At 31.0% G+C, this 26,961-nt stretch carries 27 protein-coding genes and 1 pseudogene; 17 read left to right on the top strand and 11 right to left on the bottom strand.

Annotation, left to right across the window (positions count from 1 at the left end):
• Positions 1–7: 7 nt before the first annotated feature.
• From secF to yajC, 3 genes are read right to left on the bottom strand one after another with little or no spacing between them, the layout of a single operon-like run.
• On the bottom strand, positions 8–979 hold the full coding sequence (gene secF, locus FOC43_RS02165) for a protein translocase subunit SecF (protein ID WP_002777148.1): 972 nt from the start codon (positions 977–979) through the stop codon (positions 8–10).
• Positions 979–2,559: a protein translocase subunit SecD gene (secD, locus tag FOC43_RS02160; protein ID WP_004283929.1), complete on the bottom strand. Its 1,581-nt coding sequence runs from the start codon at positions 2,557–2,559 to the stop codon at positions 979–981. The genes secF and secD overlap by 1 nt, the downstream gene beginning before the upstream one ends.
• Positions 2,552–2,824, bottom strand: a complete 273-nt coding sequence (gene yajC / locus FOC43_RS02155) for a preprotein translocase subunit YajC (RefSeq protein WP_002777154.1) — start codon at positions 2,822–2,824, stop codon at positions 2,552–2,554. Before yajC ends, secD begins: the two co-directional genes overlap by 8 nt.
• On the opposite strand from yajC, the gene FOC43_RS02150 reads away from it, so the two are divergent.
• The 3 genes and pseudogenes from FOC43_RS02150 to FOC43_RS02140 all read left to right on the top strand — a co-directional run bounded on the left by FOC43_RS02150 (position 2,797) and on the right by FOC43_RS02140 (position 6,245).
• Positions 2,797–4,116 (top strand): apolipoprotein N-acyltransferase, encoded by a 1,320-nt coding sequence (locus tag FOC43_RS02150; RefSeq protein WP_002783373.1) that lies wholly within the window; start codon positions 2,797–2,799, stop codon positions 4,114–4,116. The two genes, yajC and FOC43_RS02150, sit on opposite strands and share 28 nt — an antisense overlap.
• A gap of 141 nt (positions 4,117–4,257) precedes the next feature.
• A pseudogene (locus FOC43_RS08955) lies at positions 4,258–5,019 on the top strand (SDR family NAD(P)-dependent oxidoreductase).
• Between the two features lie 77 nt (positions 5,020–5,096).
• Positions 5,097–6,245, top strand: a complete 1,149-nt coding sequence (locus tag FOC43_RS02140) for a Cj0814 family flagellar-dependent secreted protein (protein WP_032685566.1) — start codon at positions 5,097–5,099, stop codon at positions 6,243–6,245.
• Positions 6,246–6,611: 366 nt separating this feature from the next.
• On the opposite strand, the gene metK is transcribed toward FOC43_RS02140, so the two are convergent.
• Positions 6,612–7,811 carry a methionine adenosyltransferase gene (metK, locus tag FOC43_RS02135; RefSeq protein WP_002777165.1) on the bottom strand — a complete coding sequence of 400 codons (1,200 nt, stop codon included), beginning with the start codon at positions 7,809–7,811 and terminating at the stop codon, positions 6,612–6,614.
• 151 nt (positions 7,812–7,962) lie between these two features.
• Between metK and sstT the strand changes: the two genes are divergently transcribed.
• The 13 genes from sstT to aat are packed head-to-tail and all read left to right on the top strand — an operon-like array spanning position 7,963 to position 20,191.
• Positions 7,963–9,186, top strand: a complete 1,224-nt coding sequence (sstT, locus tag FOC43_RS02130) for a serine/threonine transporter SstT (RefSeq protein ID WP_002782167.1) — start codon at positions 7,963–7,965, stop codon at positions 9,184–9,186.
• Between the two features lie 5 nt (positions 9,187–9,191).
• Positions 9,192–10,073 carry an aspartate carbamoyltransferase catalytic subunit gene (locus FOC43_RS02125; RefSeq protein WP_002777170.1) on the top strand — a complete coding sequence of 294 codons (882 nt, stop codon included), beginning with the start codon at positions 9,192–9,194 and terminating at the stop codon, positions 10,071–10,073.
• Positions 10,074–10,082: 9 nt separating this feature from the next.
• Complete coding sequence (locus FOC43_RS02120) at positions 10,083–11,798, top strand: M3 family oligoendopeptidase (RefSeq protein WP_002783713.1); 1,716 nt, start codon at positions 10,083–10,085, stop codon at positions 11,796–11,798.
• Complete coding sequence (locus FOC43_RS02115) at positions 11,798–12,235, top strand: hypothetical protein (protein ID WP_002777175.1); 438 nt, start codon at positions 11,798–11,800, stop codon at positions 12,233–12,235. Before FOC43_RS02120 ends, FOC43_RS02115 begins: the two co-directional genes overlap by 1 nt.
• The gene (locus FOC43_RS02110) at positions 12,232–14,292 is read left to right on the top strand and encodes an ATP-dependent helicase (protein ID WP_004283915.1); all 2,061 of its coding nucleotides are present in this window, start codon (positions 12,232–12,234) and stop codon (positions 14,290–14,292) included. Before FOC43_RS02115 ends, FOC43_RS02110 begins: the two co-directional genes overlap by 4 nt.
• Complete coding sequence (gene truB / locus FOC43_RS02105) at positions 14,289–15,107, top strand: tRNA pseudouridine(55) synthase TruB (protein WP_002777177.1); 819 nt, start codon at positions 14,289–14,291, stop codon at positions 15,105–15,107. Before FOC43_RS02110 ends, truB begins: the two co-directional genes overlap by 4 nt.
• Entirely contained in the window at positions 15,101–15,328 is a 228-nt protein-coding gene (gene csrA, locus FOC43_RS02100; protein WP_002777178.1) for a carbon storage regulator CsrA, read from the top strand. Before truB ends, csrA begins: the two co-directional genes overlap by 7 nt.
• Entirely contained in the window at positions 15,325–16,095 is a 771-nt protein-coding gene (locus tag FOC43_RS02095) for a 4-(cytidine 5'-diphospho)-2-C-methyl-D-erythritol kinase (RefSeq protein WP_002783708.1), read from the top strand. Before csrA ends, FOC43_RS02095 begins: the two co-directional genes overlap by 4 nt.
• A complete protein-coding gene (gene smpB / locus FOC43_RS02090) occupies positions 16,092–16,544 on the top strand; it encodes an SsrA-binding protein SmpB (protein WP_002777180.1) in 453 nt (150 codons plus the stop codon). The genes FOC43_RS02095 and smpB overlap by 4 nt, the downstream gene beginning before the upstream one ends.
• A 9-nt stretch (positions 16,545–16,553) precedes the next feature.
• Entirely contained in the window at positions 16,554–17,159 is a 606-nt protein-coding gene (locus FOC43_RS02085) for a TlpA disulfide reductase family protein (RefSeq protein ID WP_002777181.1), read from the top strand.
• Positions 17,159–17,449, top strand: a complete 291-nt coding sequence (locus FOC43_RS02080) for an ATP-dependent Clp protease adaptor ClpS (protein ID WP_002777182.1) — start codon at positions 17,159–17,161, stop codon at positions 17,447–17,449. Before FOC43_RS02085 ends, FOC43_RS02080 begins: the two co-directional genes overlap by 1 nt.
• On the top strand, positions 17,446–19,563 hold the full coding sequence (locus tag FOC43_RS02075) for an AAA family ATPase (RefSeq protein WP_002783705.1): 2,118 nt from the start codon (positions 17,446–17,448) through the stop codon (positions 19,561–19,563). Before FOC43_RS02080 ends, FOC43_RS02075 begins: the two co-directional genes overlap by 4 nt.
• Positions 19,538–20,191 carry a leucyl/phenylalanyl-tRNA--protein transferase gene (gene aat / locus FOC43_RS02070; protein ID WP_002777184.1) on the top strand — a complete coding sequence of 218 codons (654 nt, stop codon included), beginning with the start codon at positions 19,538–19,540 and terminating at the stop codon, positions 20,189–20,191. Before FOC43_RS02075 ends, aat begins: the two co-directional genes overlap by 26 nt.
• Positions 20,192–20,276: 85 nt before the next feature.
• Here aat and FOC43_RS02065 read toward each other — a convergent pair whose 3' ends face one another.
• Together FOC43_RS02065 and FOC43_RS02060 are read right to left on the bottom strand one after the other, a co-directional pair.
• Positions 20,277–20,915, bottom strand: a complete 639-nt coding sequence (locus FOC43_RS02065) for a MarC family protein (RefSeq protein WP_002777185.1) — start codon at positions 20,913–20,915, stop codon at positions 20,277–20,279.
• Between the two features lie 3 nt (positions 20,916–20,918).
• A complete protein-coding gene (locus FOC43_RS02060) occupies positions 20,919–21,275 on the bottom strand; it encodes a methionine-R-sulfoxide reductase (protein ID WP_002783702.1) in 357 nt (118 codons plus the stop codon).
• A gap of 163 nt (positions 21,276–21,438) precedes the next feature.
• Here FOC43_RS02060 and FOC43_RS02055 point away from each other — a divergent pair, with 163 nt between their 5' ends.
• Positions 21,439–22,236, top strand: a complete 798-nt coding sequence (locus FOC43_RS02055; protein WP_002783701.1) for a ferritin-like domain-containing protein — start codon at positions 21,439–21,441, stop codon at positions 22,234–22,236.
• Here FOC43_RS02055 and pssA read toward each other — a convergent pair.
• From pssA to FOC43_RS02030, 5 genes are read right to left on the bottom strand one after another with little or no spacing between them, the layout of a single operon-like run.
• Complete coding sequence (gene pssA, locus FOC43_RS02050) at positions 22,233–22,958, bottom strand: CDP-diacylglycerol--serine O-phosphatidyltransferase (RefSeq protein WP_002777189.1); 726 nt, start codon at positions 22,956–22,958, stop codon at positions 22,233–22,235. The genes FOC43_RS02055 and pssA overlap by 4 nt on opposite strands.
• A 9-nt stretch (positions 22,959–22,967) precedes the next feature.
• Positions 22,968–23,582, bottom strand: coding sequence for a phosphatidylserine decarboxylase (locus tag FOC43_RS02045; RefSeq protein ID WP_002780656.1), 615 nt, complete (start codon positions 23,580–23,582; stop codon positions 22,968–22,970).
• Positions 23,582–25,528, bottom strand: a complete 1,947-nt coding sequence (ftsH, locus tag FOC43_RS02040; protein WP_002780655.1) for an ATP-dependent zinc metalloprotease FtsH — start codon at positions 25,526–25,528, stop codon at positions 23,582–23,584. Before ftsH ends, FOC43_RS02045 begins: the two co-directional genes overlap by 1 nt.
• Positions 25,528–26,376: a 50S ribosomal protein L11 methyltransferase gene (locus FOC43_RS02035; protein WP_002777195.1), complete on the bottom strand. Its 849-nt coding sequence runs from the start codon at positions 26,374–26,376 to the stop codon at positions 25,528–25,530. Before FOC43_RS02035 ends, ftsH begins: the two co-directional genes overlap by 1 nt.
• 13 nt (positions 26,377–26,389) lie before the next feature.
• The gene (locus FOC43_RS02030; RefSeq protein WP_002777196.1) at positions 26,390–26,782 is read right to left on the bottom strand and encodes a chemotaxis response regulator CheY; all 393 of its coding nucleotides are present in this window, start codon (positions 26,780–26,782) and stop codon (positions 26,390–26,392) included.
• Positions 26,783–26,961 lie beyond the last annotated feature (179 nt).

Below are 26,961 nucleotides of genomic sequence, written 5' to 3'. Positions count from 1 at the left end.
TATTCCTTTAAACCGTTCCTTTTTCATACATTGCACGATTGCGTTCTTTTTCTTGCTTTCTTTTAAGTTTTTCAAGCTCTTTATTTCTAAAATCAATAACACTGAATTTAAACCAAAGTAAAGTCGGACTAGCTACAAAAATAGAACTTAAAGTTCCTACAACAATACCCACTATCAAAGCCAAAGAAAATCCTTGTATCATCTCTCCGCCAAAAAAATAAAGTATGACAACAGTGGCCAAAGTAAGACCTGAAGTTAATACCGTTCTAGATAGGGTTGCTGAAACACTTTCGTTAATAATAGGAGCAAGCTCGCTTTTTTTACTCGTCTTAATTCCCTCTCTAATTCTATCAAAAATGATGATTGTATCATTTAAAGAATATCCAAGCACTGTTAAAACCGCAGCCAAGGTATCTAAATTTACATCGATTTTAAACAATGAAATCGCCCCTAAAGTAATCACAACATCGTGAATTTCGCTAATAATTGCCGCTAATGCAAAACGCCATTCAAAGCGTATTGCGATATAAATTAAAATCGCTACTAAGGATACAATGATAGCCATAATACCTTTATTTCTAAGCTCATCGCCCACTTTTGGACCCACAACATCCGCGCGACGCACTTCAAATTTGCCCGTATCTTTTAAAAGGGTGCTAATATGCTCTCCTATATCACTACCTAAGCTATCATTGCTTCCTAAAAAACGGATAGTAATCTCTTCTTTGCTTCCAAATTCAGTTACGGATAAATTTTGAAAACTGCCTTGTTTTTCTAAGATTTCACGAATTTGAGGAATGGGAGCTGCTGTATCGTATTTAAGCTGGATTAAAGTACCTCCACTAAAGTCAATACCAAATTGCAAACCCCTATCCCAAAGCAAATAAATAGACCCAAAAAATAAAACGATAGAAAGAGAAATTGCAGCAAAACGCATTCTCATAAAATCATAAATTTTCTTTTCGCTAAAAAACTGCATTATTTTCTCCTATAACCAAACCAAAATCTTGTATTATTACTTTTTTCAATACGGCGCATAAAATAATCAAACATTCCATGCGTTCCCCAAATAGCAGTAATCATAGAAACAACAATACCAATTCCTAAAGTCACTGCAAATCCTTTAACAGCACCTGTTCCATAAGCATAAAGTGCTATAGAGGTTACAAGAGAGGTGATATTAGAATCTATTATCGCGCTCATAGCATTTTTATAACCTTGCTCTATACTTGCTTTGATATTTGCACCCTCGCGCAAAAGCTCTCTGATACGCTCATTAATGATAACATTGGCATCAACAGCCATACCTACAGTTAAAACAAGTCCTGCCATACCTGGTAAAGTCAAAGTTGCACCAAACATTGCCATTACAGCCACAACAACCAAAACATTAACGAGCATTGCAATATTTGCAAAAATTCCTGCCATACCATAATAAAGCACCATAAATACCACGATAAAAATCGAAGCACCTATAAGAGCTATCATACTCATTTTAATACTATCAGCACCCAAAGATGGACCTATACTTCTTTGCTCTAAAAGTTTAACTGGCGCCAGTAAAGCCCCACTTCTTAAAGCCACAGCCACATCTCGTGCTTCTTCTTGAGTAAAAGCCCCGCTGATTTGACCACTTCCACCGCCTATGCGTTCATTAATCGATGGAGCAGAATATACTTTATTATCAAGCACGATAGCCAAACGCTTTCCAACATTTGCTCCTGTATAATCAGCAAATTTCTTAGAACCTTCAGCATTTAAAGTAAAATTAATAACAGGATAATTACTCGTATCACTAAGCCCTACTCTAGCATCTGTAAGCATAGAACCATCTAAAATAGGAATGCTTTTTAAAGGATATTTTAAATTTGGATTTCTAGAATCAGGAACTAAAACAAGCCCATAGCTTGCCGCTTCAGCATCACTCATATTAGAAGCTTGACTCATTTTAGAATCATCCACTTCCATGAGTTGCAAATGAGCTGCTTTAGTAATGCGCTCTTTAGCCCTTAGTTCATCCTCTTTGGTTTTAATTCCTGCCAATTCGACTAAGATTTTATCTTCGCCTTGTTTTGCAATCGTTGGTTCTGCTAAGCCAAATTGATCCAAACGATTTCTAATAGTCTCAACTGCTTGCAAAAGAGCAAAATTCTCTATACTTTTAACCTCTTCTGAGGTAAAAGAAATTGTATAATGCATATCTTCTCTTTGCACATTAAGTCCATTAATTTCCTTAAGCAAATTCTCAGTCTTAACTATATCTGCATTATCTAATAAAGTAAAATCCAAACTATCATCATGAATATTTAATCCATCGTTTAAAATATTCTCTTTGTTAAAAGAATAACTCAAAGAAGAAGCGACGGATTTGATTTTAGATTTTACAGCCTCTTGATTATCTACACCCAAAAGCATATAAAGTCCGCCTTGTAAATCAAGTCCTAAATTGATTTTCACTCCTCGCTCGGATTGCAAAAAAGAAGGGAGTGAAAAAACAACTCCAAAAATAAATACCGCAATAAAAACAACCAATCGATAAGTGATTTTAGAATTACGCATCAATTTTCTTTGCTATAAATTCTCTTGAAATTTTTGCAGTAACATTGTCTTCATTAAGCTTAACTTTGATAAAATCGTCCTCTGGTTTTACGACTTCACAAATAAGTCCGCCATTAGTGATGATTTTATCTCCTTTTTGCAAAGACTCAAGCATTTGTTTATGTGCTTTTGCTTGTTTTTGTTGTGGTCTTATAACCAAAAAATAAAAAATTGCAAATAGCACAACAAGAGGTAACAATGAAGTTAAAATTGAATTTTCTGCCATATTTTTCCTTTATTCCAAAAAAATTAAACACTAATTCTACCATTTTTAAAATAATAAAAGTCTTTTTTATAGCATTTTTGCTTTCAAATTGTATTTATTTATCTTTTTTTGAAAATATTTTTACCCAAGCGATCAGTTCATTTCTTGCAATTTGGGGCTTAGTCTTGCTTTTAAAAAGCAAAAGTCCTAAGCAATATTTTTGGATAGGATTTTTTGTAGGGATACTTTGGTTTTGGTGGATAGGACTTTCTTCGATTTATTTTGACTTAAATTATTTAGTACCTATAGTTATTATCCTTATAGGTATAGTTTATGGAATACTCTTTAGAATTTGTTATTTATTTAAATTCGATTTTTTACGCCTTTGCGGAATTTTTTGTTTAAGCTTTATTCATCCTTTAGGCTTTGATTGGCTTAATTGGGGAGTTTATACTGTATATGGTTTTTTTGACCCAAGTTATCGTGGTATTATTTGTATTTTTTTACTAGCATATATTATTCATGAAAATTATATTTCAAGATATTATAAAATTGCTATTCTCTTAATTATATTTTTTATAGGCTTTCAATACGATGAAAAAAAATCAGAAGAGCTAAATCTATCCTATAAGCTTATCTCCACAGATATATCTCAAGATCAAAAATTCCTTCAAGAAAATGTATCTGTAAATTCAGACAATCTAATCAAAGAAATTATTCAAGCCATCAATGAAAAAAAAGAGCTCGTCATCTTGCCAGAAACCGCTTTTGCATTTAATCTCAAAAACACCTTATACGAAAAAATGCTAAAAGAGCTATCATACCAAATTATCATCATAACTGGAGCATTTAACATACAAGAGGGTAAAACTTACAATAGTACATATATTTTTAAAGGAGGCAATAGCTATATACTCAATAAACATTTTTTAGTACCTTTTGGAGAAGAAATTCCATTTTTCAAAAAAACAATACAAAAATACTTCTTACCCAATATAGCAGAATTTGATCAAGGACCATTACAAAGCAAATACAAACTCAATGATCAAATCATTACCAATGCTATTTGTTACGAAGCTACAAAAGAACAAAATTATAAAAATTCAAAAATTATTATAGCTATAAGTAATAATGCTTGGTTTAATTATTCTAGCGAATACAAACTACAAAAACTACTCATGCAATTTTATGCAAGCAAATATGGAGTTAGTGTATACCATGCCACAAATGGCAAGGAAAGTGGTGTAATCAAACCTAAAGAAAAATTTGTGCAAAAGATTAAAAATTATTTTAACAAGCAAGATAAAAGTTAAAAAATTTTTATCTTTGTGCAAAAAATTATATTAAATACACAAGCTCTCAAAAAAATTAATCATTAAATTTTAATTTTAAGATATTTTAAAATTAGATATGTTTTAATAATTTCTTTATAATTTACAAAAGGAGATAATGCTATGGATAAAGTTGTATTTATTACAGGAGGCTCTACTGGTATTGGCAATGCTTGTGTACATAAATTTCATAATGAAGGCTATAAAGTAGCCTTTATGGATATCAATCAAGAAGAAGGACAAAAAATAGCGAATAATTTAAAAGATGTCTTATTTATAGCAGGAGATACAAAAAATAAAGAAGATATTAAAAATGCTGTCGCTAGAGCATTAGAAAAATTTGGAAATTTTGATGTAATTTCTTTAAATGCAGGAATTCATCGCTGCAATACCATTCTTGATATTAGCGATGAGGAGCTTGATTTGATTATTCAAACCAATATTTATGGCTATGTAAACACCATGAGGATCGCCATTCCTCATATGAAAAAAGAAGGCGGAAGTATTGTAATCAATGCCTCTGACTAATGTTTTGTAGGAAAGCCAAATAGCTTTGCATACGGACTTACAAAAGGTGCTTTAGGACAAATAACAAAATCTTTAAGCTTAGATTTAGCGCCAAAAATTAGAGTAAATGCTGTATGTGCAGGAACTATCAAAACACCGATGGCAGAGAGATTATTTCAAGACTTTGCCAACATTACACATGGTGGAAATACAGATTTTTATTGGCAAAATGAAGCAGAAAAATATCCTTTAAAAAAAGTAGGACAAGCCAATGAAGTAGCCGAGCTGATTTATTTTTTAGCAAGTCCAAAGGCAAGTTTTATAACTGGTGGACTTTATTTGATTGATGGTGGATTAACAGCAGGAATTCCTCATTAAATACAATTTTTACTTAAGAAAAAATCATTTTTGCCGATTTACTTTATAAATAAAACTTTATTTATAAGGTGGCAAAGATGATTAATGGTATAAATTCCTATTCAAGCTACAATTATACAAATACTTTTAGCAATAATACTCCAAATACAAAATCATCTAACACTGTAAATGAAACTTCAAACCTTGTAAGCGATAAATCTGGGGCAGTAAATAAAGTTTTAGGTTATGGAGTAGATGAGAATGGCTTTTTTACAAGCGATTTTAACGAAGCTGCAGGCTTACCAAAAGATTATAAGATTTATGCTAAAGATATAGAAAATTTTGTTAATATTCAAACAAAAAGTCTATTATCAAGTTATATTAATATTGATATAGCAAAAAGTATAGGAAATGCTTATAAAGTATTTTCACAACTTTTAAATGATGAGTTAAACAATAAAATCAATTTTGCAAAAGAAGACTTAGTAAAAATACCACAAGGTTTCGAATTTAATCAAAATACTTTGGAGATAAATAAAAAATATAATTTAAATGATAAAGAGTATAAAGATTTTATGTCTAATTATCAAAATTACTCTCCGACTTCCCATAATATAAAAATAATGACTTTTTTCTCACTTGATGATAAAAGTGATATTTTTAAATATTCTTTAATAGATCCTACTCCTTATAGTAATAATGATAAAACTATAACAAAAAGTGGTATTTTTATGACTTTCTTTACTGGATTTCAAGCAAAAAACTATTTTATCGAAGGACAAACAAGTATTTTAGGCAAAATGCAAGGATTTGATAAAACTATGAGTCAAAGTGAAATTGATAATTTAAACAAATTCATAAGTGAAAATAGTATGAATTTTAAAGGAGATATTTTTAAGCTTTTTGATTTATTAAATTCAGATATGAGCATTGATGATTTTAAACAAAAAATACTAGAACAAAAAGAAAATTTAAACAATCCTACAAAAAATACAAATAACAAAGAAACTTTAGAAGAAGACAAAGAAAAGCCATTTAAACCTATACAAGCGCAAAGTTCAAGCGAAACCTATAAAGATGATAATAAAATGAATGAGCTTTTAAAAAAGCTACTGGAAAATAAATTTGGCACAAGCGATGAATTAGAAATTCTTTTTGGTATGAAGTTTAGCGATGATGATACAGGAGAATTTAATAAAATTCTTTCTTTAAACTCTGCACCAAAAAGCATAGATATTAAGGCTTAAGAATTATTTTTATCTATCAAGCCTTTTAATATCCCTTGCATTTTTTTAGAGTTTTCAACCATCTCACTATCAAGATAAAATAACTCTTCGGCTTTATCCTTTACTTTTTATAAAGCCTTTAAATCTTTAAAATCTCTTATTAGATATTTAAACAATCGCTTGTCTGTTTTTCTTTCTGCGATTATAAATAAGCTTTTTCTGTCTTTTTCATATTCATAAGAAATGGACTATCATACCTTGTATCGTGGATACTTTTGCCTATATATTCTTTTACAATCTCAATAAGTCTATTGATGAAGTTTGAATTTTAAATTGGTTTTATATTAAGATGAAATTTAAAGTATGATAAGCCTTGAAAAACAAGGCTTATTTAATTAAAGTCTTAAATTGATCTATAGCATCAAGTTTTTCCCAAGGATAATCCTTTTGTCCTACTTGTCCGCGAGCTGCTACATCAGCATAAAGAAAAGTGTCTTTGCTAGGTTTATCAAGACCAAATTTATCACGAATCCAATTTGGGGTTAAAGAGAAATTTTTCATTACAAAATCACTTAAAACATCATCATTTACCCCTGTATTGGTTCCTAAACAATCTACACTTACAGAAGTAGGTTTAGCAACACCTATGGCGTAACTGAGTTGAACTATACATTTTTTAGCAAGTCCTGCTGCGACTATATTTTTAGCAAGCCATCTGCCCGCATAAAGTCCACTTCTATCAACCTTGGTATAATCCTTGCTAGATTGCGCACCCCCTCCTATAGGAGCATATCCTCCAAAACTATCCACTATAAGTTTTCTTCCTGTTAAACCACTATCATGTAAAGAAGAGTGATTGACATATTTTCCTGTTGGATTGATCAAAATTCTAGTTTTTTCAGGATTAAAAAGTTCTTTTGGTAAATCACTTTCTAGGATCAATTTATTTACTAAAGCTCTTAAATCCTCTATTTTCATACTTTCAACGCAAGGTACAGAAACAACGATAGTATGAATACTTTGCGGTTTACAATTTTCAAAATTAGCTTTTGTACCATAATCAATAGTCACTTGAGTTTTAATATCTACACCCAACTCTTGCGGATGAGCTTTTGCATAAGCATAAACCTTATCACAAAGCGCTCTTGCGTAGCTTATAGCTGCTGGCATATACTCTTTAGCCTCACAACTTGCAAAACCAAACATAATACCTTGATCTCCAGCACCTGTTTCACCATCTTCTTGATCTACACCTTGATTAATATCAGGGCTTTGCTCATTTAAAAATACCATAACATCGACTTCATCAGGATGCAAACATTGTTCTTTACTAAAATATCCTGCTCCATCATAGCCTATATTTTTCAAAACATCTTTAACTAAATTATCGTAATCGGCTTTACTAAGCTTGTGATTTGATTTAACTTCTCCTCCTATCACAACCTTATTTCCTGCGACAAAAACCTCACTCGCCACCCTTGAATTTTTGTCATTTTTCAAGAGTATATCCACTATTGTATCAGCGATTATATCAGCGCATTTATCTGGATGACCTGCGCTTACGACTTCTGAAGTGAATAGATACATAAAAAGTCCTTTCATAAAAAATGAGTTACAATTCTAACTCAAATAAATTTATTCAAGCTTAATGCTTTAAAAAATTCACTAAAATTAAGCAAAAGTTCGTTAAAATCAAGTCCGATATATTGCATCAAATTTCAAAATAATAAAGGTTCTTATGTTCTCAAAACTAGTTCAAAGCTACGCCAAAGGTAGTCTAATCCTTCAAATCTGCGCAGGTATAATTTTAGGCATACTCGTAGGAATAAGCTCTAAGGAAATAGCTGAAGTTGTCAATTTATTGGGAGTTTTATTTACCAATGCTTTAAAAGCTATAGCTCCTATTCTTGTCTTTATACTCATTTTAACTTCGATTTGTACGAGAGATTTTTCTCAAAGTAGTTCTAAGATAAGAAATATTGTCATTTTATATATTGTAGGAACTTTTTTAGCAGCAGCTTGTGCAGTGATTGCAAGTTTTATGTTTCCTGTGGAATTAGTCCTAGAAGGAGTTCAAAAAGCAGAAAATACTTCTCCTATGCATTTAAATGAAATTTTTAAGAATTTACTTTTAAATATAGTAGATAATCCTATCAATGCACTTTCAAGTGGAAATTATTTAGGAATTTTAGCTTGGGCAATAGGCGGTGGTATAGCTTTGAAAAATTGCTCGCAAGAAGCAAAACAAATTTTTGTAGATATCAATGAAGGGGTTTTAAAAATTGTTAAATTTATAGTAAAACTCGCTCCTTTTGGAATTTTTGGTTTGGTGGCTAATTCTGTGGCACAAACAGGAGCGCAAGGATTGTTAAGCTACGCAAAACTCTTAGTATTGCTTGTACTTACTATGCTTTTTGTTGCTTTTGTAATCAATGCCTTAATTGTTTTCATTTATACTAGAAAAAATCCTTTTCCTTTGATTTTTATCTGCTTAAGACACAGCGCTTTTTTTGCTTTTTTTACAAGAAGCTCAGCTGCAAATATTCCTGTAAATATGGCACTTTGTGCTAAACTTGGAATCAATAAAGAATTTTATAGTATCTCCATCCCTCTTGGAGCAACCATAAACATGGCAGGTGCAGCAGTAACCATAGCTATACTAAGCCTTAGTGCCGCACATAGCGTTGGCATACAAGTAAGTTTTTTGCAAGCCTTTTTATTAAGCATTATTGCTACTTTTGCAGCCTGTGGCGCAAGTGGCGTAGCGGGCGGTTCGCTTTTACTTATCCCTTTAGCTTGCTCTTTATTTAACATAGACTATGATATCGCTATGAAAGTAGTTGCAATAGGGTTTATCATAGGCGTAGTACAAGATAGTGTTGAAACGGCATTAAATAGCTCAACAGATGTTTTATTTAGTGCTATTTGTTCTAAAGATGAGTTAAATTACGATATAAGGTAAATACAATGAGGCATCTCATCACAACAAAAGATTTTACTAATGATGAAATAATGGAGCTTTTTGAAGAAGCAAGAAATTTTTTAGATGAAAAACCTAGAACCTTACTCGAAGGCAAAAGTGTTACAACGATATTCTTTGAAAATTCCACGCGTACACTCTCATCCTTTGAAAGTGCCGCAAGAAGACTAGGAGCTAGAATTTTACGCCTTGATGTTTCAAGATCGAGCTCTAGTAAAGGCGAAACACTCTATGATACAGCGACTAATTTAGACGCTATGAGTCCTAATGCTATCATAGTAAGACATGCAAATTCAGGAGTACCTCATATTTTAGCTTCTCATATGCATTGTCCTGTTGTAAATGGTGGAGATGGCAAACATGCACACCCTACTCAAGCCCTACTTGATCTTTTTACAATTTATGAACATTTTAAAGGTGATATCAAGGGTAGAAAAATCTTAATCGTAGGAGATATTAAAAATTCAAGAGTTGCCTCTTCAAACGCTGAGCTTCTAACAAGATTTGGTTTAGATATCACCTTTGTGGCACCGCCCCATTTTATGCCTCATTCACCTTTAAAAAAATCTTATTCTTTAAATGAAGATTTAATCTCAAAAACCGATATTATAATGAGCTTAAGAACACAAACAGAAAGACATAATAAAATCATTTATGGTTCTTTAAAAGATTATGCAAATGATTTTTGTATCAAGCTTGATTTGATTAAAGATAAAAAACTCATCTTGCTCCATCCTGGCCCTGTACATAGAAATATCGATATAAGCGATGAAGTGATGGATGATGAAAGAGCTTTAGTTTTAAAACAAGTTAAAAATGGCGTTGCTATCAGAATGGCTGTTTTAAAAAAATTGATTTTAGAAAGCTAAGGAGAAAATATGTTAACTTGGGATTTGGGAGTATTGTTTAAAAACGAAGATGAATTAGAAAACACAACGCAAAACTATATTCAACAATCTAAAGAATTCAAAAAAAATTATTCTACTACTTTAGATAAATTAAACCCTGATGATTTTCTAAACGCTTTAAAAGAATACGAACATTTACATTTAATACTCTCAAAAATTATGACTTATGCTTATTTATGCTTTGCTAAGGATAGCTCCAAGGGTTCTTTTTATACTAAATATGAACAAGAATGTAAAAAAATAGAAGAAAATTTATTATTTTTTGAATTAGAATTTTGTGAACTTAGTGAAGAAAAAACTAAAGAATTGATTAAATTTTGCAAAGGCTATGATTTTTACTTGCAAAATCTTCTTCAAAATAAACGCTATAATCTAAGCCAAAAAGAAGAACGCATAATGCTTTATCTTTCAAACACAGGAGCTAATGCTTTTAGTAGATTATTTGATGAAAGCATGACTGCATTAAAAATTCCTTTCGAAGGCAATAAGCTTAGCGAGGAAGAAATTTTAAGCAAGCTTTACAATAATGACAGAAAAATAAGAAAAAAAGCCGCTAAAAAATTTACCAAAGCTCTTGATAAAAATTTAAATTTACTCACTTTTATTTTCAATATGATCAAAACAGAATTAAACAATATCTGCAAATTACGCGGATATGAAAGCGCAGAAACTCCAAGGCACTTGCAAAATCAAATCACCCAACAAAGTGTTGATTCGCTGATTCAAACCACGCAAAAACATTTTTACCTCGTATCTAATTTCTATAAAAGAAAAAAACAAATTTTAGGCTTTAACAAACTTAAAGATTATGATCGTTATGCACCCATTGGCAAAGAGGCAAAATTCAGTTTTGAGGAAAGTAAAAAAATCATTTTAAATGCTTTTTATGATTTTTCTCCTGTTTTTGGAGATATTGCAAAAGAAGCATTTAAAAAGGGTTGGATAGATGTTTATCCACAAGATAAAAAACAAAGTGGTGCTTTTTCACATTCAGCTACCCCAGATACTCATCCTTTTATCTTGCTAAATTATACAGATGGAAGGCGCGATCTTTTTACGCTTGCTCATGAGTTAGGACACACCATACATCAAAAACTTTCTTATAATGTTTCTTTTTTAAATCAAAATACTCCTTTAACTACAGCTGAAACTGCTTCAGTGTTTGCTGAAATGTTGGTATTTGATTATGTTAAAAACAAGCTCAAAAAAGAAGAATTGTTAGCGCTTTATGCTGCAAAAATCGAAGATATTTTTGCCACTCTTTATAGACAGATTAATTTCACTTGTTTTGAAAGACGCATTCATGTTAATGAAAATGAGCTAAAAAGTGAAGAAATTTCTCAAATTTGGATGGAAGAATCTCAAAAAATGTTTGGTGAAAGCGTGGAACTAAGTAAAAATTATGCCCTTTGGTGGAGTTATATTCCTCATTTTATCCATAGCCCTTTTTATTGTTATGCTTATGCTTATGCCCAGCTTTTAGTACTCGCGCTTTATGGGCTTTACAAGAGCAATGCTTGTAGCAATTTTAAAGAACTTTATATCAAAATGCTCTCTCTTGGAGGAAGCGTGAGTCCAAAAGAACTTGTGGGAATGTTTGGATTTGATATAGAAGATAAAAGCTTTTGGGAAATAGGTATAGTAGAAATCAAAAAACTTATCGATGAATTTATGAGGCTAAAATAATGATAGAAAAAATTCTTGAAAATGAAAATTTCATTGCTTTAATGCAAAAAAATTGCTATGATTTACTTTCAATCTTAATCCAAGAAAATATAGAATTTTCTATAGTGGCTAATACAAATTTTATTGATTTTGATCCTGTGTTGCCTGAAAATTTGGATGTTAAACAAAATCCTTTTGCATTATTTGTCCTTGGAGGATATACTTTTGAGTCCATTCAATTAGAAAAAGATCATATACAATTTCATGCAGGTTTTGGTCCTGATGATTTTGCTAGCTATGTTAAAGTAGATCTTGGAGCAATTACTCAAATTCAAGTTGAAAATAGTGTTTTGTTTGTTAATTTTAGTTTTTACAAACGCAAAGATAATACAAAGTCACAAAAATCCAAAAATATCTTTTTAAACAACCCTAAAAACAAAGACATTTTCAAAAAATGAATTTATTTACAGGTTTAAACGAAAGTCAAAAAGAGGCTGCAAGTCATATCGATGGCCCTATGCTTATACTAGCAGGTGCAGGTAGTGGAAAAACCAAAACAATTACAACGCGTCTTGCCTATATGATTGGGGAAGTTGGAATTCCTGCTATCAATACCCTAACCCTAACCTTTACAAACAAGGCTGCAAGTGTGATGAAAAATAGAGCCTTAAGCCTTCTTAATAGCAATGAAAATCCTTTACTTTGCACTTTTCATAAATTTGGCTTATTGTTTTTAAAACTCCATATAGAAAGATTAGGAAGAAAAAATAATTTTATTATCATCGATAATGATGATTCTAAAAAAATTTTAAAAGAACTCATTAATGATGATAAAACTAGCCCTCATCAAATTCTTCAGTTTATCTCACACTTTAAAAATGAAAGTAAAAGTGTTCAAGATGTATTTAATGATCTAGAATTGTTAAAAGATAATGAAATCAAACACCAAGCCTTGCAAAAAATTGCTATTTATTATCAAAACTATCAAGAATATTTACTCAAGCACAATTTCGTAGATTTTGATGATCTTTTACTTTTGACCAATATTCTTTTGGAAAATGATCAAAATTTCGCCAAAGAGCAAAGCTCTTTTTATCGTTATATCACAGTCGATGAATATCAAGATACCAATGCTTTACAATACAAAATTCTTAAAAATCTTTGCTGCGTTCATGAAAATATATGCGTTGTAGGGGATGATGATCAAAGCATTTATAGTTGGCGTGGTGCAAAGATAGAAAATATTTTAAATTTCCAAAGTGAATTTTCAAATGTAAAACTTGTTAAATTAGAGCAAAATTATCGTTCTGTGGGTATGATTTTAAAAGCTGCTAATAACCTAATATCACACAATAAAAAACGTCTTGGAAAAACCCTACTTTGCACAAAAGATGAGGGTGAAGATATTCAAATTCTAAGTTCAGATAATGAAAAAATCGAAAGTGCATTGGTGGCTAAAAAAATCAAAGAGCTTTTAAATTCGGGCATTTATGCTGGAGAAATTGCTGTTTTATTTCGTATCAATGCTCTTTCAAGATCCATAGAGGAAGCCTTTATGAAGGAAAAAATTCCTTATAAATTGCTAAGCGGAATGCGTTTTTATGAAAGACTTGAAATCAAAGATCTCATTTGCTATTTTAGAATTTTAATCAACCCTAATGATGATTTATCCTTTAAACGCATTATCAATAGGCCTAAAAGAAGCATAGGTGAAAAAGCTTTACAAAATTTAGAAGATTATGCACAAAAAAGAAAAATTTCACTCTTTGAAGCATTGTGCGAAAGCGATGGCAGTGTGGGAATTTTTTCTCTTAAAAAAGCACAAAATGAGGCAAAAAAATTCATACAAAATATTTACAAACTTAGAGAATATTCTGATTTAAAAAAAATGATTGAAAAATTTGAAGAACTTTTTGCTCTTAAAGAATTTTACGCTCTTCAAGAGGATGGCGATGAGCGCGTATTAAATATTGATGAATTTTATGCAAGCATCAAAGAAAAAATAAAAGAAGAACCACAAACAACCCTAGAAGATATTTTAAGTGAAATTTCACTGTTAAGCGATCAAGATGGGATTGAGGGAGAATGTGTATATCTTATGAGTGTGCATGCGAGCAAGGGTTTGGAATTTGATCATGTATTTATAGTAGGACTTGAAGAAAGATTTTTTCCTTTGAATGAAAGCGATATAGAAGAAGAAAGACGCCTTGCTTATGTGGCTATCACTCGCGCTAAAAAATGTCTATCGCTAAGCATTGCAAAATCTCGTTTTTACCGAGGAAGTCGCACGGAATTAGACTCTAGTCGTTTTTTAGAAGAAAGTCAATTAACAAAAAAAATCTCTATAAACAAAACCGAACAAGGATATCATAAAGGAGATCTAGTCAAACATAAAATTTTTGGCATAGGACGCGTTATTAGTGTCAATAAAAGCGCAAAAGAAGAAAAACTTACCATAAATTTTGGCGGGATAGAACGCATTATTATGGCAAGTTTTGTGGAAAAAGCCGTATGAATAAAATTTTTGTTGCTTTTAAACCCGCGGAAATGAGTTCTAATGCTTTTTTAGGTCAGATAAAAAAAAGATATAAAAATAAAAAGGCAGGTTATTCAGGAACCTTAGATCCCTTTGCCAAAGGGGTTTTAATAGTCGCCTTTGGGCAATACACTAAGCTTTTTAGATTTTTAAAAAAAACTCCAAAAACATACCAAGCAACACTTTGGCTTGGGGTTAAATCTCTAAGTCTTGATAATAAAAACATACAAGAAATAAAGCTTATAAAAGCTTTTGACATTAAACTCTTAGAACAAATCAAAATGGAACTTTTAGGAAAAATTTCTTATACTCCACCGCAATTTAGTGCTAAAAGAATAGAAGGTAAAAGAGCTTATGAATTTGCCAAAAGAGGTGAAAATATAGAGTTAAAATCTTGTATAATGGAAATTTTCTCTTGCAAAATCATACATTATACTCATCCCTTTTTACAGCTTGAATTAAGCGTTAGCGAAGGAGCTTATATAAGATCTTATTGTGAGCTTTTTGCTAAAAAATTAGGTATTAATGCCACTTTAAGTTCTCTTGAGCGCACCCGTGAGGGAGAATTTTTTTATAATCACGAAAAAAGCTTAAATGTGTTAGAATATCTAAATTTAAAGCCCAATTTCATTAAAGATTTAACAAAACTTGAAAATGGCACTAAAATATCCTTGGAAGAATTAAAATTTCAAGATGAGGGTTTTTATTATATAGAAAATAAAAAGTATTTTAGTATTATAAATATTAAAGAAAATAAAGTAGAATATCTTTTAAATAAGGTTGAAAAATGTTAATATTATCGCGAAAAGAAAATGAAAGTATTGTTATTGGTGAAGGAATTGAAATCAAAATCGTTCAAACTGGAAAAGGATATGCCAAAATAGGCATCGATGCTCCAAAATCTCTAATGATTTTAAGAAAAGAACTCCTTACTCAAATCAAAGATGAGAATTTACATTCTGTGGTAAAAAACGATGTTAAATTAGATGATTTAAGCAAAAAATTGATCCCATGAAAGCATATGCTAAAGCAAATATTTTTTTAAAACTTGTCGGATTTGATAAAAGACGATATCATCTTTTAGAATCTCGCTTTATACTTTTAAAAAACCTTTTTGATGAAATTCGTATCGTTGAAAAAAGCTCTAATTCTCCTAAAGGTTTTGAAATCATTAGCAATTTTAATTGCGAGGATAATATCATCACAAAAGCTTATCATTTACTTTGTCAAAATGGCTATCAAAATAAATTAGAAGAATTTTTTAAAACCAAAAGCTTAAAATTAATCAAAAATATCCCCACATGTGCAGGACTTGGGGGAGGTAGTAGTGATTGCGCAAGTTTTTTAATGCTAATTAATGAAGAACTAAACTTAAAATTAAGCACTCAAAAACTTATAGAATTAAGCACTCAACTAGGCAGTGATATTGCTTTTTTCTTGAGTGGTTTTGAAAGTGCTAATGTAAGCGGATGTGGTGAAATCATAGAAGAATTTAATGATACTATACCGAGCCTAGAATGGGTTTTTCCTGAAGTATCTTGTCAAACTAAAAAAGTTTATGATGAATTTGATAAAGGGGAAATTGATTTTGAAAAAAACATTCTTGAAGCTAAAATTTACAAAGATTTAAACACGAAAGAACTTTTAGAAACTTTTAAAAATACCCAGCTTAATGATTTATTTACTCCTTGTGTAACTTTATATCCTAAAATGTTTCTTTTTTTAGAACAAGGTTTTTTCCTAAGTGGAAGCGGAAGTAGTGTTTTTAAGGTACATCAATGAAAGTCATTGCTAGAAATAAAAAAGCCTTATTTGATTATAGCATTATAGAACGCTTTGAATCAGGAGTGGTTTTAAAGGGTAGTGAAGTCGTGGCTTTACGCGCTGGAAGGGCAAATTTAAAAGACTCTTTTGTGCGTATTATTAAGGGTGAATTATTTTTGCTAAATGCTCATATATCGCACCTTAGCACTACGCATTCTTATTATAAACATGAAGAAAGAGCTGCTAGAAAACTTTTAATGCACCGCAAACAAATAGATAAGCTTTTAGGCAAAGTTAGTATTGAGGGATACACCTTGGTAGTCTTAGAACTCTATTTTAACCATAAAAACAAAGTTAAAGCCACGCTAGCCTTAGCCAAAGGAAAAAATCTGCACGATAAACGCGAAAGTTTAAAGAAAAAACAAGCAGATATGGAAGCAAGATCTGCTATGAAAAATTACAAATAAAGGACTAGTATGAAAAAGAAAACGATATTGTCATTTTTTATCATTATAGGTTTTTTTATAAGCGCTTGCTCGCACCAAGAAGACATACAAAATGATTTTATGTTTGAAGAATACAGCAAAGGCGATAAGATTGTATTAAATAGCGTAAATGGAGGAGCTAAAACCTTAATTCGAACCGATAAAGGCTTCATTGTTGAAGGCGAGGAAGATAAAGTGTTGATGATTGATTTTTTTGGAACTTTTTGCGCTCCTTGCAAAGAAGAAGCTTTAGAGCTTAGCAAACTTTGGAAAAATAACTCAAATAAATTTATTATCATGGGGCTAACACATTTTGAAGATGTAAGTGATGAAACGGTTAAAAAATTTGCTGATGATTATGGAGCTTATTATTTCTTAAGTAATGATTCGCAAAATGATCGTATTATTGCTCAAATTTTAAAAGATATAGATTATCAAAGCATGGAGCAATTGCCTTTTAAAGTAGTAATGAAAAATGGAATTTATCAAAATCTTAGCAATTATTGGGATAGTAACACTTCAACAAATTTTTATTTAGGTAAAATTCCAACAGATTTTATACAAGATGATTTAGATAAAATTTATAAAGAAAAATAATGCCAAAGTTAAAAGTATTAGAAAAAAGTAAGCTTAAAGAGCCTAAAATGTTTAAGGTTATATTATTAAACGATGATGTAACCACGATGGACTTTGTTATTGAAGTTTTAATCAATATTTTCTACCATGATTTTGAAACAGCTAATAAAATTATGTTAGAGGTTCATCTTAATGGCAGTGGAATTTGTGGAATTTACACTCAAGAAATTGCACTTTCAAAGCAAAAAAAAGTTTCTGATGCTGCTAAATTGGCAAATTTTCCTTTACAAACTAGAGTGGAAGAAGAATGAAATATCAAGAAAATTTACAAAAATACCTTGATAATGCTAAACATTTAAGCACTATCAATCGTCATGAATTTACAACTTGTGAGCATGTGCTTTTTGCTATATTAAAACTAAGTTCAGATTTTAAATCAATATTTGAAGAACTCGCAGATGCCGAATTTGAACTTTTAGAAAGTGAACTTAAAAATTATATAGCAGAAAAAAACCAAAGTTTGGATCAAGAAATCGAACCTGTTAATTCTATAGTTTTAGATGAAATTCTTAATCATAAAAATGAAATAAAAATCATTGATTTTTTAGAAAAACTCATCCAAGATGATAGGACATATTCGAGCTTTCTTTTACAAAAACATGGTATGAATTTAGAAAAAATTCAAGATTTTAAACAAAATAGCGAAATAGAAAATTTAAATTCTTACGCAAGCGACTTAACGCTTTTGGCGCAAAAAGGTAAAATAGACCCTTTAATAGGAAGAAAATTCGAGCTTGAGCGTATTATACAAATCCTATCAAGACGCAAGAAAAACAATCCTATTTTAATCGGAGAAGCTGGAGTTGGAAAAACTGCGATAGTTGAAGGACTTGCATTGGCCATTGCTGAAAAAAAAGTTCCAAAAAATTTGCAAAATGCTAAAATTTTTAGCCTAGATATAGCAGGATTGCTTTCAGGGACTAAATATCGTGGCGATTTTGAAAAACGAATCAAAGAAGTCTTAGAAGGACTTCAAAAACTTCCTAATGCTATCTTATTTATAGATGAAATTCACACCATAGTTGGAGCTGGAGCAACTGGAGAATCACATACAGATTTTTCTAATCTACTCAAGCCAGCCTTAAGCAATGGCACTTTAAAATGTATAGGTGCAACCACTTTTATGGAATATAAAAATACTTTTGATAAAAACAAAGCCTTAAGTCGCCGTTTTGCTAAAATCAATGTAGATGAACCAAGCCAAGAAGAAGCTTTTCAAATTTTACAAGGCTTAAAAAGCAAATATGAGGATTTTCATAAGATTAAAATTAGTGATGAAGTCCTTCAGCAAGCTGTTATTTGGGGCAAGAAATTTTTCAGCGATAAATACCTTCCTGATAGTGCTATAGATCTTATCGATGAGCTTGGAGCTTCTTATGTTCTTAAGGCAAAAACTAAAAAAAATGCCGATATTAAAGATTTAGAACAAGTTTTAGCCAAAATGACTCATCATCATAAAATGTTTGAATTTGATCAAAATAAAGCCTTGATGAATCTAAGTCTTAATTTAAAGGCAAAAATATTTGGTCAAGATGAAGTGATTGACAAGCTTGTTGCGACCCTAAAACAAAGTTTTGCAGGATTTAAAAATTTAAATACCCCACGAGGAGTATTTTTATTTACAGGATCTAGCGGAGTTGGAAAAACTGAACTTTGCAAAGTTTTAGCAGAATTTTTAGGTTTAAATTTAGAGCGTTTTGATATGAGCGAATATGCAGAAAAACATAGCATAAGCAAACTCATAGGTTCTCCTGCAGGATATGTGGGATATGAAGATGGAGGACTTTTAAGCAATGCGGTTCGAAAAAATCCTTTCAGTCTTATCCTCTTTGATGAGATAGAAAAAGCTCATCCTGATTTAAGCAATACTTTCTTGCAAATCTTTGATAATGCAGAGCTTACAGACAATAGTGGCCTTAAAGCTGACTTTAAAAATACTATTATAATCATGACTTCAAATTTAGGGCTAAAAGAAAGCAATGAGCTTGGATTCCTAAGCAAAAATGAAGAAAAAAGCAACCGTGCTATTAAAGATTTTTTTGCACCTGAATTTATCAATCGTATTGATAAAATTCTTCATTTTAACGATCTAGATGATACTGTGCTTGTTAAAATCATTCAAAAAGAATTAGATGAAATTTCTAAAAATCTTAAAAATATCCAATTAGTTGCTGATGAAAAAGCTAAGCTATACTTAGCGAAAAAAGCCTACAATAAAGAATTTGGAGTAAGATTATTAAAACGCATTATTTCCGAAGAAATCGGAGAAAAAATCAGTGATGAAATTTTATTTGGAAAACTTAAAAAAGGCGGGATAGCTAAAATCAAGCTTAATAAAAATGGAAAGCTCGATCTTATATTCTAAACTTATGGATGCGCCCAAAGACGCACCCGTTTTTTTAAGTCAAAAACTAGAACCTGATTTTATCTTAAAAGCCTATCGTTTTGGGCTTTTTCCATGGACCAACAAACCCGTTACTTGGTGGTGCCCTGATCCTAGATGTGTATTAAATCCCAGCGAAATTCATATCCAAAAAAATATGAAAAAATTTATCAATCTTTATCAAATTAAACTTGATTATGATTTTTTAAGCCTTATCCATTTGTGTCGCAACACGCGTCCTCAAAGTTGGATTGATGATGAGTTTATAGAAAATTACTATGAGCTTTTTAAACAAGGATACGTTCATACTTTAGAACTTTATGAGGATAAAGAATTAATTGGGGGAATTTATGGACTGATTATAGGTAAGGTTTTTTTTGGAGAAAGTATGGTAAGCCTTAGAAAAAATGCTTCAAAAATAGCTTTAATCAAACTTTGCAAGCTTCTTAAACCCTATGATTTTGTCATAGATTGTCAAGTTTATAATAAACATTTAGAATTTATGGGAGCTAAAAATATCGAAAGAAAAATATTTTTAAATATTTTAAAAGAAAAATGTGATCAAGAAAGTGGATTTACAAATTTTAGCACCTTAATCAATCAAATATAACTTCTCTTCATTTTTATACTTATTTTTTAATTTTTGATTATCATTAGCTTGTGATTTGCATTCATATCAACTTTTTATTGTCTAATCAAATGTTAAATATATTTTTGATACCTATTATAATCATCTTACACCCCATCGCCACAATAAAAACCTGAGCGATACGCGAAAAGACATGTAAAATAAGCTTTCCAACAATTTTTTCAATCGTAGCAGCAAAATGAAAAAGTGCAAACATAAAAATAAAAGCTATTATCACACCTCCAAAAGCTATATCCAATCCACCATCCTCTGAAATCACTATCACACTAGCTAAGGTTCCAGGACCTACAAGCATTGGAAAAGCCATAGGTATTAAACTTTGGCGTAAAATTTCTTTCTCATTTGCTTCTTGATAAGAATCAAAACTTTGAGTTGCAAGCTTGGTTGAAAATAATAAATTTTTAATAGCCATTATAATTAAAACCAAACCCCCAGAAACTCTCAAATCATCTAAAGAAACCCTAAAAATATAATTCATAAACAAAGGTCCTGAAAATAAAAAAGCAAGCACAATAGCCAATGCTGTATAAAGTATAGTTCTAAAAAGTTTTTTTCTAAGGGCTAAAGGTAGGCCATCGCTCATGGCTAAAAATTGCGTTAAATTACCAAAAGGATTTAACACAGCCAATAATGTTATGCCCGCAAAAAACATTAAATAAAGCTCAGAGCCTACATTTGAAAACATTTATTATTCACCTTTTACAAATTCTAAAGAGATGGAATTAACACAATGTCTAATATTTTTAGCAGAAAAACCCTCTCCCTCAAATACATGGCCTAAATGGCCATTGCAATTTGCACATACAATTTCCGTGCGAATGCCATCTTTATCAGGAAGTCTTTTAATAGCCCCTTTGATTTCATCATCAAAGCTTGGCCATCCACAACCTGACTTGAATTTATCTTCAGATCTATAAAGCTTAGACCCGCATTGCTTGCAAAGATAGATCCCTTTTTTGTAAAAATTATTATATTTACCACTAAAAGGAGCTTCAGTGCCCTTGTTTAAAATAACCCTAGCTTCTTCTTCGTTTAATTTTTTCATAGTTTATCCTTGATGAAATTGTTCTAAATTACTACTTAAGAATTATAGCAAATTTTATTTTTTATCAAAATGTATTTTCCAAAAAAGCTTTAGTTTGAATTTTTTATAGTAAAAATTTAGTTTTATATATTAAAATCAAAAAAATATTTTAGAAAGACTTAAAATGCAAAAAGAATTTTTTAATGAACTTGAAAAAATACTCTATGAGCAAAATCTTGATAACAAATTTGAAAATTTTGCTATATTTTATGATGATTTTAAAAGCCAAAAATTCATTTTTAATCACGAGCAAGGAAGTATTTTTAAGACAAATATTAACCCTGCTTTAAAATTATTGCACCCTACTCGCATTAGACGCCCTAAATTTGTAAATTCTACCCATTCTTTAGCAAAGATTGTTCATTCCATTGCGCATATAGAATTTAGTGCTATCAATTTAGCCTTAGATGCAAGTTATCGTTTTAAAAATCTACCTCAACAATTTTATATCGATTGGCTAGAAGTTGCCGATGAAGAAATCAAACATTTCAAGCTTTTAAATGCAGCATTAGATGAGCTAGGTTATAAATATGGGGATTTTGCTATTCATGATAACTTAGAAGCCGCGCTTGAAGCCACAAAAGATTGTTTGAGTTTAAGAATGGGAGTGGTTCACCGAGGGTTAGAAGCCAAGGGGCTTGATGCAAATCCTTTTGTAGTAGCAAAACTTGAAAGCTCAAACCATCCCATAAAAAGTCTTTTAAAAGATGTTTTGCATATTATCTTAAATGATGAAATAAAACATGTAAGCAAGGGTGATAACTGGTGGAAATTTTCCAATCAAAACAATTATGATTTTATAGAACTTTGTAAAATGTTTAATCAATTTTCCCTAGCAGGTAAAAAACTTAATATCGAAGCAAGAATAAAGGCTGGATTTAGCAAAGCAGAATGTGAGGCTATAGCTCAATTCTATGCTTAAGCTTTCATCTTAAATTTAGAAAAAATAAGGGTATAAATCGCTCTTATTATCCCATAAATCACATACAAACTTGCTAAGATTACTAAACTTTCAAGTGGATAAAGATATAAAAAAGAAAAAACAATAATTAAGATAATCAAAACCTTTAAAACACTTGATCTATTAAAATCTAGCTTTTTAAAACTTGGATAGCGTATATTGCTAACCATTAGCAAGCCTAAAATCGCTTGCAAGATTAAAAAAATGATTCCATATGCTCTTAAAAAATCATAATAATAATAACTATAAGTCCAAATAGCACTTACTACAGCAGCAGTAGGTATAGGAAGTCCTATAAAAACAGATGGTTCATAAGTTCCTGTAGTGACATTAAATCTTGCTAGGCGTATTGCTCCAAAAACAACAAAAAAAGCAGTTATTAAAGAGCCATATCTTCCAAATTCAGAGCCAATAACCATATAAAAAAATATGGCCGGTGCGGCGCCAAAGGCTATCAGATCGGCCAAAGAGTCAAATTCAATGCCAAATTTAGAAGTAGTCTTTGTAAGCCTTGCAACACGACCATCAAGACCATCACATATTAAAGAAAAAATAATATACAATAAAGCCATATAATAATTGCCTTGTATAGAGGCGATTATAGAAATTACACCCAAAAACGCTGAAGCTGCTGTAAAAAGATTGGGTAAAATATAAATAAATTGTGATTTATTATTGTTCATTTTTTATCCTTAAGCTAAGTAGCCTAATAAAGAACCTGATTTTAACTCGTCTCCAAGTCCTACATGAATTCGTGTATCTCTTGGCAATAAAATACTTATGGTTCCATTAATTAAAAAACCCATTTTATCTCCAACTGTCAAGCTATGAGATAAATTATCAAGCTTCAATTTTCTATCAAAAGAGCCTGCATATATCCGTAAAACAACATTAGATCCGTTACTTGAAGCAAAAATACTTACATTTTCATTCATTATTCTAGCGCTTTTTAATTCGCTGCATAAAAAAAGTCCATGCTTTAGCGCAATATCATTAATATCCATTTTAAAAGGAGTGTAAAAAGCTCCAGCATCATAAAAAGCATTTTTAATGCTTATTTCAACACTTTCACCTAAATATTTATCAAATGTATTTTCTATTCTAGTTATCCTGCCATCAATAGGTGATAATATAGCCTTACTATCATTGCATACCCTTACACGATTTGGGATTCTAAAAATAAACAAAAGTACCAATAAAAATAAAAAAAGAAGGACAGAAAAGCTATAAAATATCCAACAAATAACAAATAAGATAAAAACTATAGCTATAAACCAATGTCCTTCTTTAGCAATATATTTTCCCATTACTCTGCTTGTTTGCTTTCTTCTTTATGTTCTTCGTTTATTTCCTGCAAACGCGTAGGAAGATTGTTTTCATTTTCATAACTTTTGATAATATCTCTTACCTTAGCACCTTCTATGGTTTCTTCTTCATAAAGTGCTGCAACCATGGTTTCAATCGCACCCTTATAAGTATTTAAAGTGTCTTTAACATCTTTATAACGCTCATCCAAAGTCTTTTTAACATAATCATCTAAAGATTCAGCCATTTTTTCAGAATAATCTTTTATAGTTTGGCCACCTGTTAAAAAAGTATTTCTTTGCTTTTCAAGCACCATCAAGCCTGCAATTTCACTCATACCATACATTGAAATCATAGCCTTGATAATATCTGTTGCTCTTTCAAGGTCATTGCTTGCACCGGTAGAAATTTCGCCTATAAATACCTCTTCTGCAGCACGCCCGCCCAAAAGCACATCAACTTCGGCAATAAGCTCATGCTTTTGCATTAAAAATTTATTTTCTTCAGGCGTATTGAGTGTATAACCAAGTGCAGCAAGCCCTCTAGGAATCACAGAAACCTTACTAACGCGTTTTGCACCCTTTGTAGTTTCAGCAATTAAAGCATGTCCACATTCGTGATAAGTAATGATTTTCTTCTCTTTGTCGTTAATGCGACGTGATTTCTTTTCAAGGCCAGCTATAGCTCTTTCAACAGCTTCTACAAGATCATTTTGTTCTACATATTTTTTCGAATCCCTACCTGCTAAAAGCGCTGCTTCATTGATAATATTTGCAAGATCAGCTCCCGCAAGCCCTGCGGTTAAACGCGCTATATCTTCTACTTTAACCTTTGGAGAAATTTTCACATCTTTCATATGCACTTTTAAAATATCACATCTACCTTTAAAATCAGGCTTATCAACCAAAACTTGACGATCAAACCTTCCCGGTCTTAAAAGGGCCGCATCCAAAACTTCAGGTCTATTAGTAGCTGCTAAAACAATTACTGGAGAACTTTCAGTCCCAAAACCATCCATTTCAGCTAAAAGCTGATTTAAAGTTTGTTCTCTTTCATCATTGCCACCCATCATACCGCTTGCGGCACGACTTTTACCTATGGCATCAATTTCATCGATAAAAACAATAGCAGGAGCTTCTTTTTTTGCATTTTCAAATAAATCCCTCACACGAGAAGCACCCACACCCACAAACATTTCTATAAAAGATGAACCCGAAACGCTAAAAAATGGCACATCAGCTTCACCCGCTACTGCTTTTGCTAATAATGTTTTTCCTGTGCCCGGAGGTCCTACAAGCAATAAACCTTTTGGAATTTTTGCACCAAGCTTAATGTATCTTTCTGGATATTTTAAAAAATCTACTATTTCCTTAACTTCTTCTTTTGCCTCTTCTACGCCCGCAACATCGTTAAATTTAACTTTTGGTTTTTCTGAATTTACAAGTTTTTTAGAGCTGCCTATACCAAGTATAGAACTTCCCATGTTTTTTTGCATACGACTTGCCAAAAACATCCAAATTCCAAAGAAAATAAATATAGGCAAAACCCAAGAAAATAAAATATCTGTAAACCAATTTGTTTCAGAATAAGCTCCATAAGCAATATTCTTACTATCAAGCAAGCTTACAAATTCAGGATCATTAACTTTTTTAGTAGTATAGACTGTATTTTGAGCACTAGAAACTGCTTTTATAGTAGTTTGTCCTATACTTACTTGATTGATCTGTCCACTTTCAATAAGTTTTTTGAGTTCAGAATAAGGTACATTTTTGCTAACCTCAGTTCCATTTAAAGCACCACCTAAAGATCCATTGCCATCAAAAAATCCCTTAAAGACAATTATCATAACAATAGCAAAAATCGCAAAAATAAAAATTGGATTCTTGTTGAAAAAGTTATTGCCCTGCGGATTACCCTTATTGTTAGGAGCATTGTTGTTATTATTCATCATTTTTCCTTTGTTTTATTTTTATATACCAAAGAGCACCATTCATTGATTTGCATTTCATCAATAAGCTCTAAATCCTGAAATTTTTCTTTTACTCTTGTTTTATACTTATCCAAAATTCCAGATAAGATAAGTATAGCATTATCTTCTAAATGCTTTTTAATATCTTTTTCTAAAATCAAAATCACATCAGCAATTATATTTGCAACCACCAAATCATATAATCCCTCTGCCTTATCTACAGAACCATGCCAAGCTTGTGCGAAATTTACATTATTTAACTTTGCATTGTCTAAGGCACTTTCAATAGCCAAATCATCAGTATCACAAATTTCAACTTTGCATCCTAATTTTGCCATAACAATGGCTAAGATACCGCTTCCACAGCCTATATCTAAAGATCTTGAATTATTTTTAGCAAATTTTTGTAGAAATTTTACACAGCCATAAGTACTTTCATGATGCCCAGAACCAAAAGCTAAAGCAGGATTGATTTTAATATTAAGATAATTTTCTTTTTCTTCTTGCCAAGTAGTATGAATATAAATATTATCAATTAAAATGGGCTTTATTCCTTTTTTATATTCTTCCACCCAGTCTTTATTTTCTTTTTTTTCAATGCTTTTATGAAGTATAATATTTTCTTTTAAATTGAATCTTTGACTTAATTTTTGGGCAAAAATTTCAATTGCCCAAGCAAGCTCTTCTAAATTTTCTTCCGAGCGTATATAAATACCATTATCTTTTTCTTCTATAGCGTCTACACCCAAATCGAAAACAAAATCAAGAAATAAATTTTTATACTGCTCTTGAATTTCAAGAAACAGTTCATAATAAAATTTTTGCATTAATTATTAAAAATTACTCAGCTTCAGAGTCTCCGTTGCCGGTACCTAAAACATCTTCAAGTTTTTCTTTTAATACTTGTGGAGTAAAAGGCTTAACTATATAATTGTTTACCCCTGCTTTTAAGGCAGTAATCACCTCAGCCTTGCCCCCTTCGGTAGTAACCATAATAATAGGCATATCTTCATATTTTTTTTCTGCTCTTACTTTTTTAACAAGCTCTAAGCCATTCATCTCAGGCATATTCCAATCAGTAATTAGAATTTTAATATCTTCGTTTTTTTCAAGTAAATCCCAAGCTTCAACTCCATGTTCAGCTTCAAGAACATCATTATGTCCGAGTCTTGTTAGGGTATTTTTTATAATCCTTCTCATAGTAGAACTGTCATCAACAACTAACAATTTCACAATTTCGTCCTTTCAAAATTTTCATAAATTTTATATATTGTATCCTTTTTAGCCTTATTAATCAAGTTTCTAAAAAATTTTAAAAGTGAATTATAGCATTTTTTACTATATTTTTGTTTAATTTTTTTTATAAAAATGATTGTTTTTTAATTTTTTAATCCAAAATTTCATAAAGAATT

The organism is Campylobacter coli (assembly GCF_009730395.1).
Lineage (GTDB): Bacteria > Campylobacterota > Campylobacteria > Campylobacterales > Campylobacteraceae > Campylobacter_D > Campylobacter_D coli.
Note: the sequence above shows the minus strand (reverse complement) of the source record. Positions and strands in the feature narration are given on the sequence as shown.

Coding starts and splice junctions, on each gene's coding strand:
- yajC (WP_002777154.1), bottom strand. CDS start 2,824: ATGGCAGAAAATTCAATTTTAACTTCATTGTTACCTCTTGTTGTGCTA.
- FOC43_RS02035 (WP_002777195.1), bottom strand. CDS start 26,376: ATGCAAAAATTTTATTATGAACTGTTTCTTGAAATTCAAGAGCAGTAT.
- FOC43_RS02060 (WP_002783702.1), bottom strand. CDS start 21,275: ATGAAAAAATTAAACGAAGAAGAAGCTAGGGTTATTTTAAACAAGGGC.
- FOC43_RS02080 (WP_002777182.1), top strand. CDS start 17,159: ATGCCAAAGTTAAAAGTATTAGAAAAAAGTAAGCTTAAAGAGCCTAAA.
- FOC43_RS02150 (WP_002783373.1), top strand. CDS start 2,797: ATGAAGTTAAAATTGAATTTTCTGCCATATTTTTCCTTTATTCCAAAA.
- FOC43_RS02115 (WP_002777175.1), top strand. CDS start 11,798: ATGATAGAAAAAATTCTTGAAAATGAAAATTTCATTGCTTTAATGCAA.
- sstT (WP_002782167.1), top strand. CDS start 7,963: ATGTTCTCAAAACTAGTTCAAAGCTACGCCAAAGGTAGTCTAATCCTT.
- pssA (WP_002777189.1), bottom strand. CDS start 22,958: ATGAACAATAATAAATCACAATTTATTTATATTTTACCCAATCTTTTT.
- truB (WP_002777177.1), top strand. CDS start 14,289: ATGAATAAAATTTTTGTTGCTTTTAAACCCGCGGAAATGAGTTCTAAT.
- csrA (WP_002777178.1), top strand. CDS start 15,101: ATGTTAATATTATCGCGAAAAGAAAATGAAAGTATTGTTATTGGTGAA.
- metK (WP_002777165.1), bottom strand. CDS start 7,811: ATGTATCTATTCACTTCAGAAGTCGTAAGCGCAGGTCATCCAGATAAA.
- FOC43_RS02065 (WP_002777185.1), bottom strand. CDS start 20,915: ATGTTTTCAAATGTAGGCTCTGAGCTTTATTTAATGTTTTTTGCGGGC.
- FOC43_RS02045 (WP_002780656.1), bottom strand. CDS start 23,582: ATGGGAAAATATATTGCTAAAGAAGGACATTGGTTTATAGCTATAGTT.
- FOC43_RS02120 (WP_002783713.1), top strand. CDS start 10,083: ATGTTAACTTGGGATTTGGGAGTATTGTTTAAAAACGAAGATGAATTA.
- aat (WP_002777184.1), top strand. CDS start 19,538: ATGGAAAGCTCGATCTTATATTCTAAACTTATGGATGCGCCCAAAGAC.
- smpB (WP_002777180.1), top strand. CDS start 16,092: ATGAAAGTCATTGCTAGAAATAAAAAAGCCTTATTTGATTATAGCATT.
- FOC43_RS02125 (WP_002777170.1), top strand. CDS start 9,192: ATGAGGCATCTCATCACAACAAAAGATTTTACTAATGATGAAATAATG.
- FOC43_RS02055 (WP_002783701.1), top strand. CDS start 21,439: ATGCAAAAAGAATTTTTTAATGAACTTGAAAAAATACTCTATGAGCAA.
- FOC43_RS02095 (WP_002783708.1), top strand. CDS start 15,325: ATGAAAGCATATGCTAAAGCAAATATTTTTTTAAAACTTGTCGGATTT.
- FOC43_RS02140 (WP_032685566.1), top strand. CDS start 5,097: ATGATTAATGGTATAAATTCCTATTCAAGCTACAATTATACAAATACT.
- FOC43_RS02075 (WP_002783705.1), top strand. CDS start 17,446: ATGAAATATCAAGAAAATTTACAAAAATACCTTGATAATGCTAAACAT.
- FOC43_RS02085 (WP_002777181.1), top strand. CDS start 16,554: ATGAAAAAGAAAACGATATTGTCATTTTTTATCATTATAGGTTTTTTT.
- FOC43_RS02110 (WP_004283915.1), top strand. CDS start 12,232: ATGAATTTATTTACAGGTTTAAACGAAAGTCAAAAAGAGGCTGCAAGT.
- secF (WP_002777148.1), bottom strand. CDS start 979: ATGCAGTTTTTTAGCGAAAAGAAAATTTATGATTTTATGAGAATGCGT.
- ftsH (WP_002780655.1), bottom strand. CDS start 25,528: ATGAATAATAACAACAATGCTCCTAACAATAAGGGTAATCCGCAGGGC.
- secD (WP_004283929.1), bottom strand. CDS start 2,559: ATGCGTAATTCTAAAATCACTTATCGATTGGTTGTTTTTATTGCGGTA.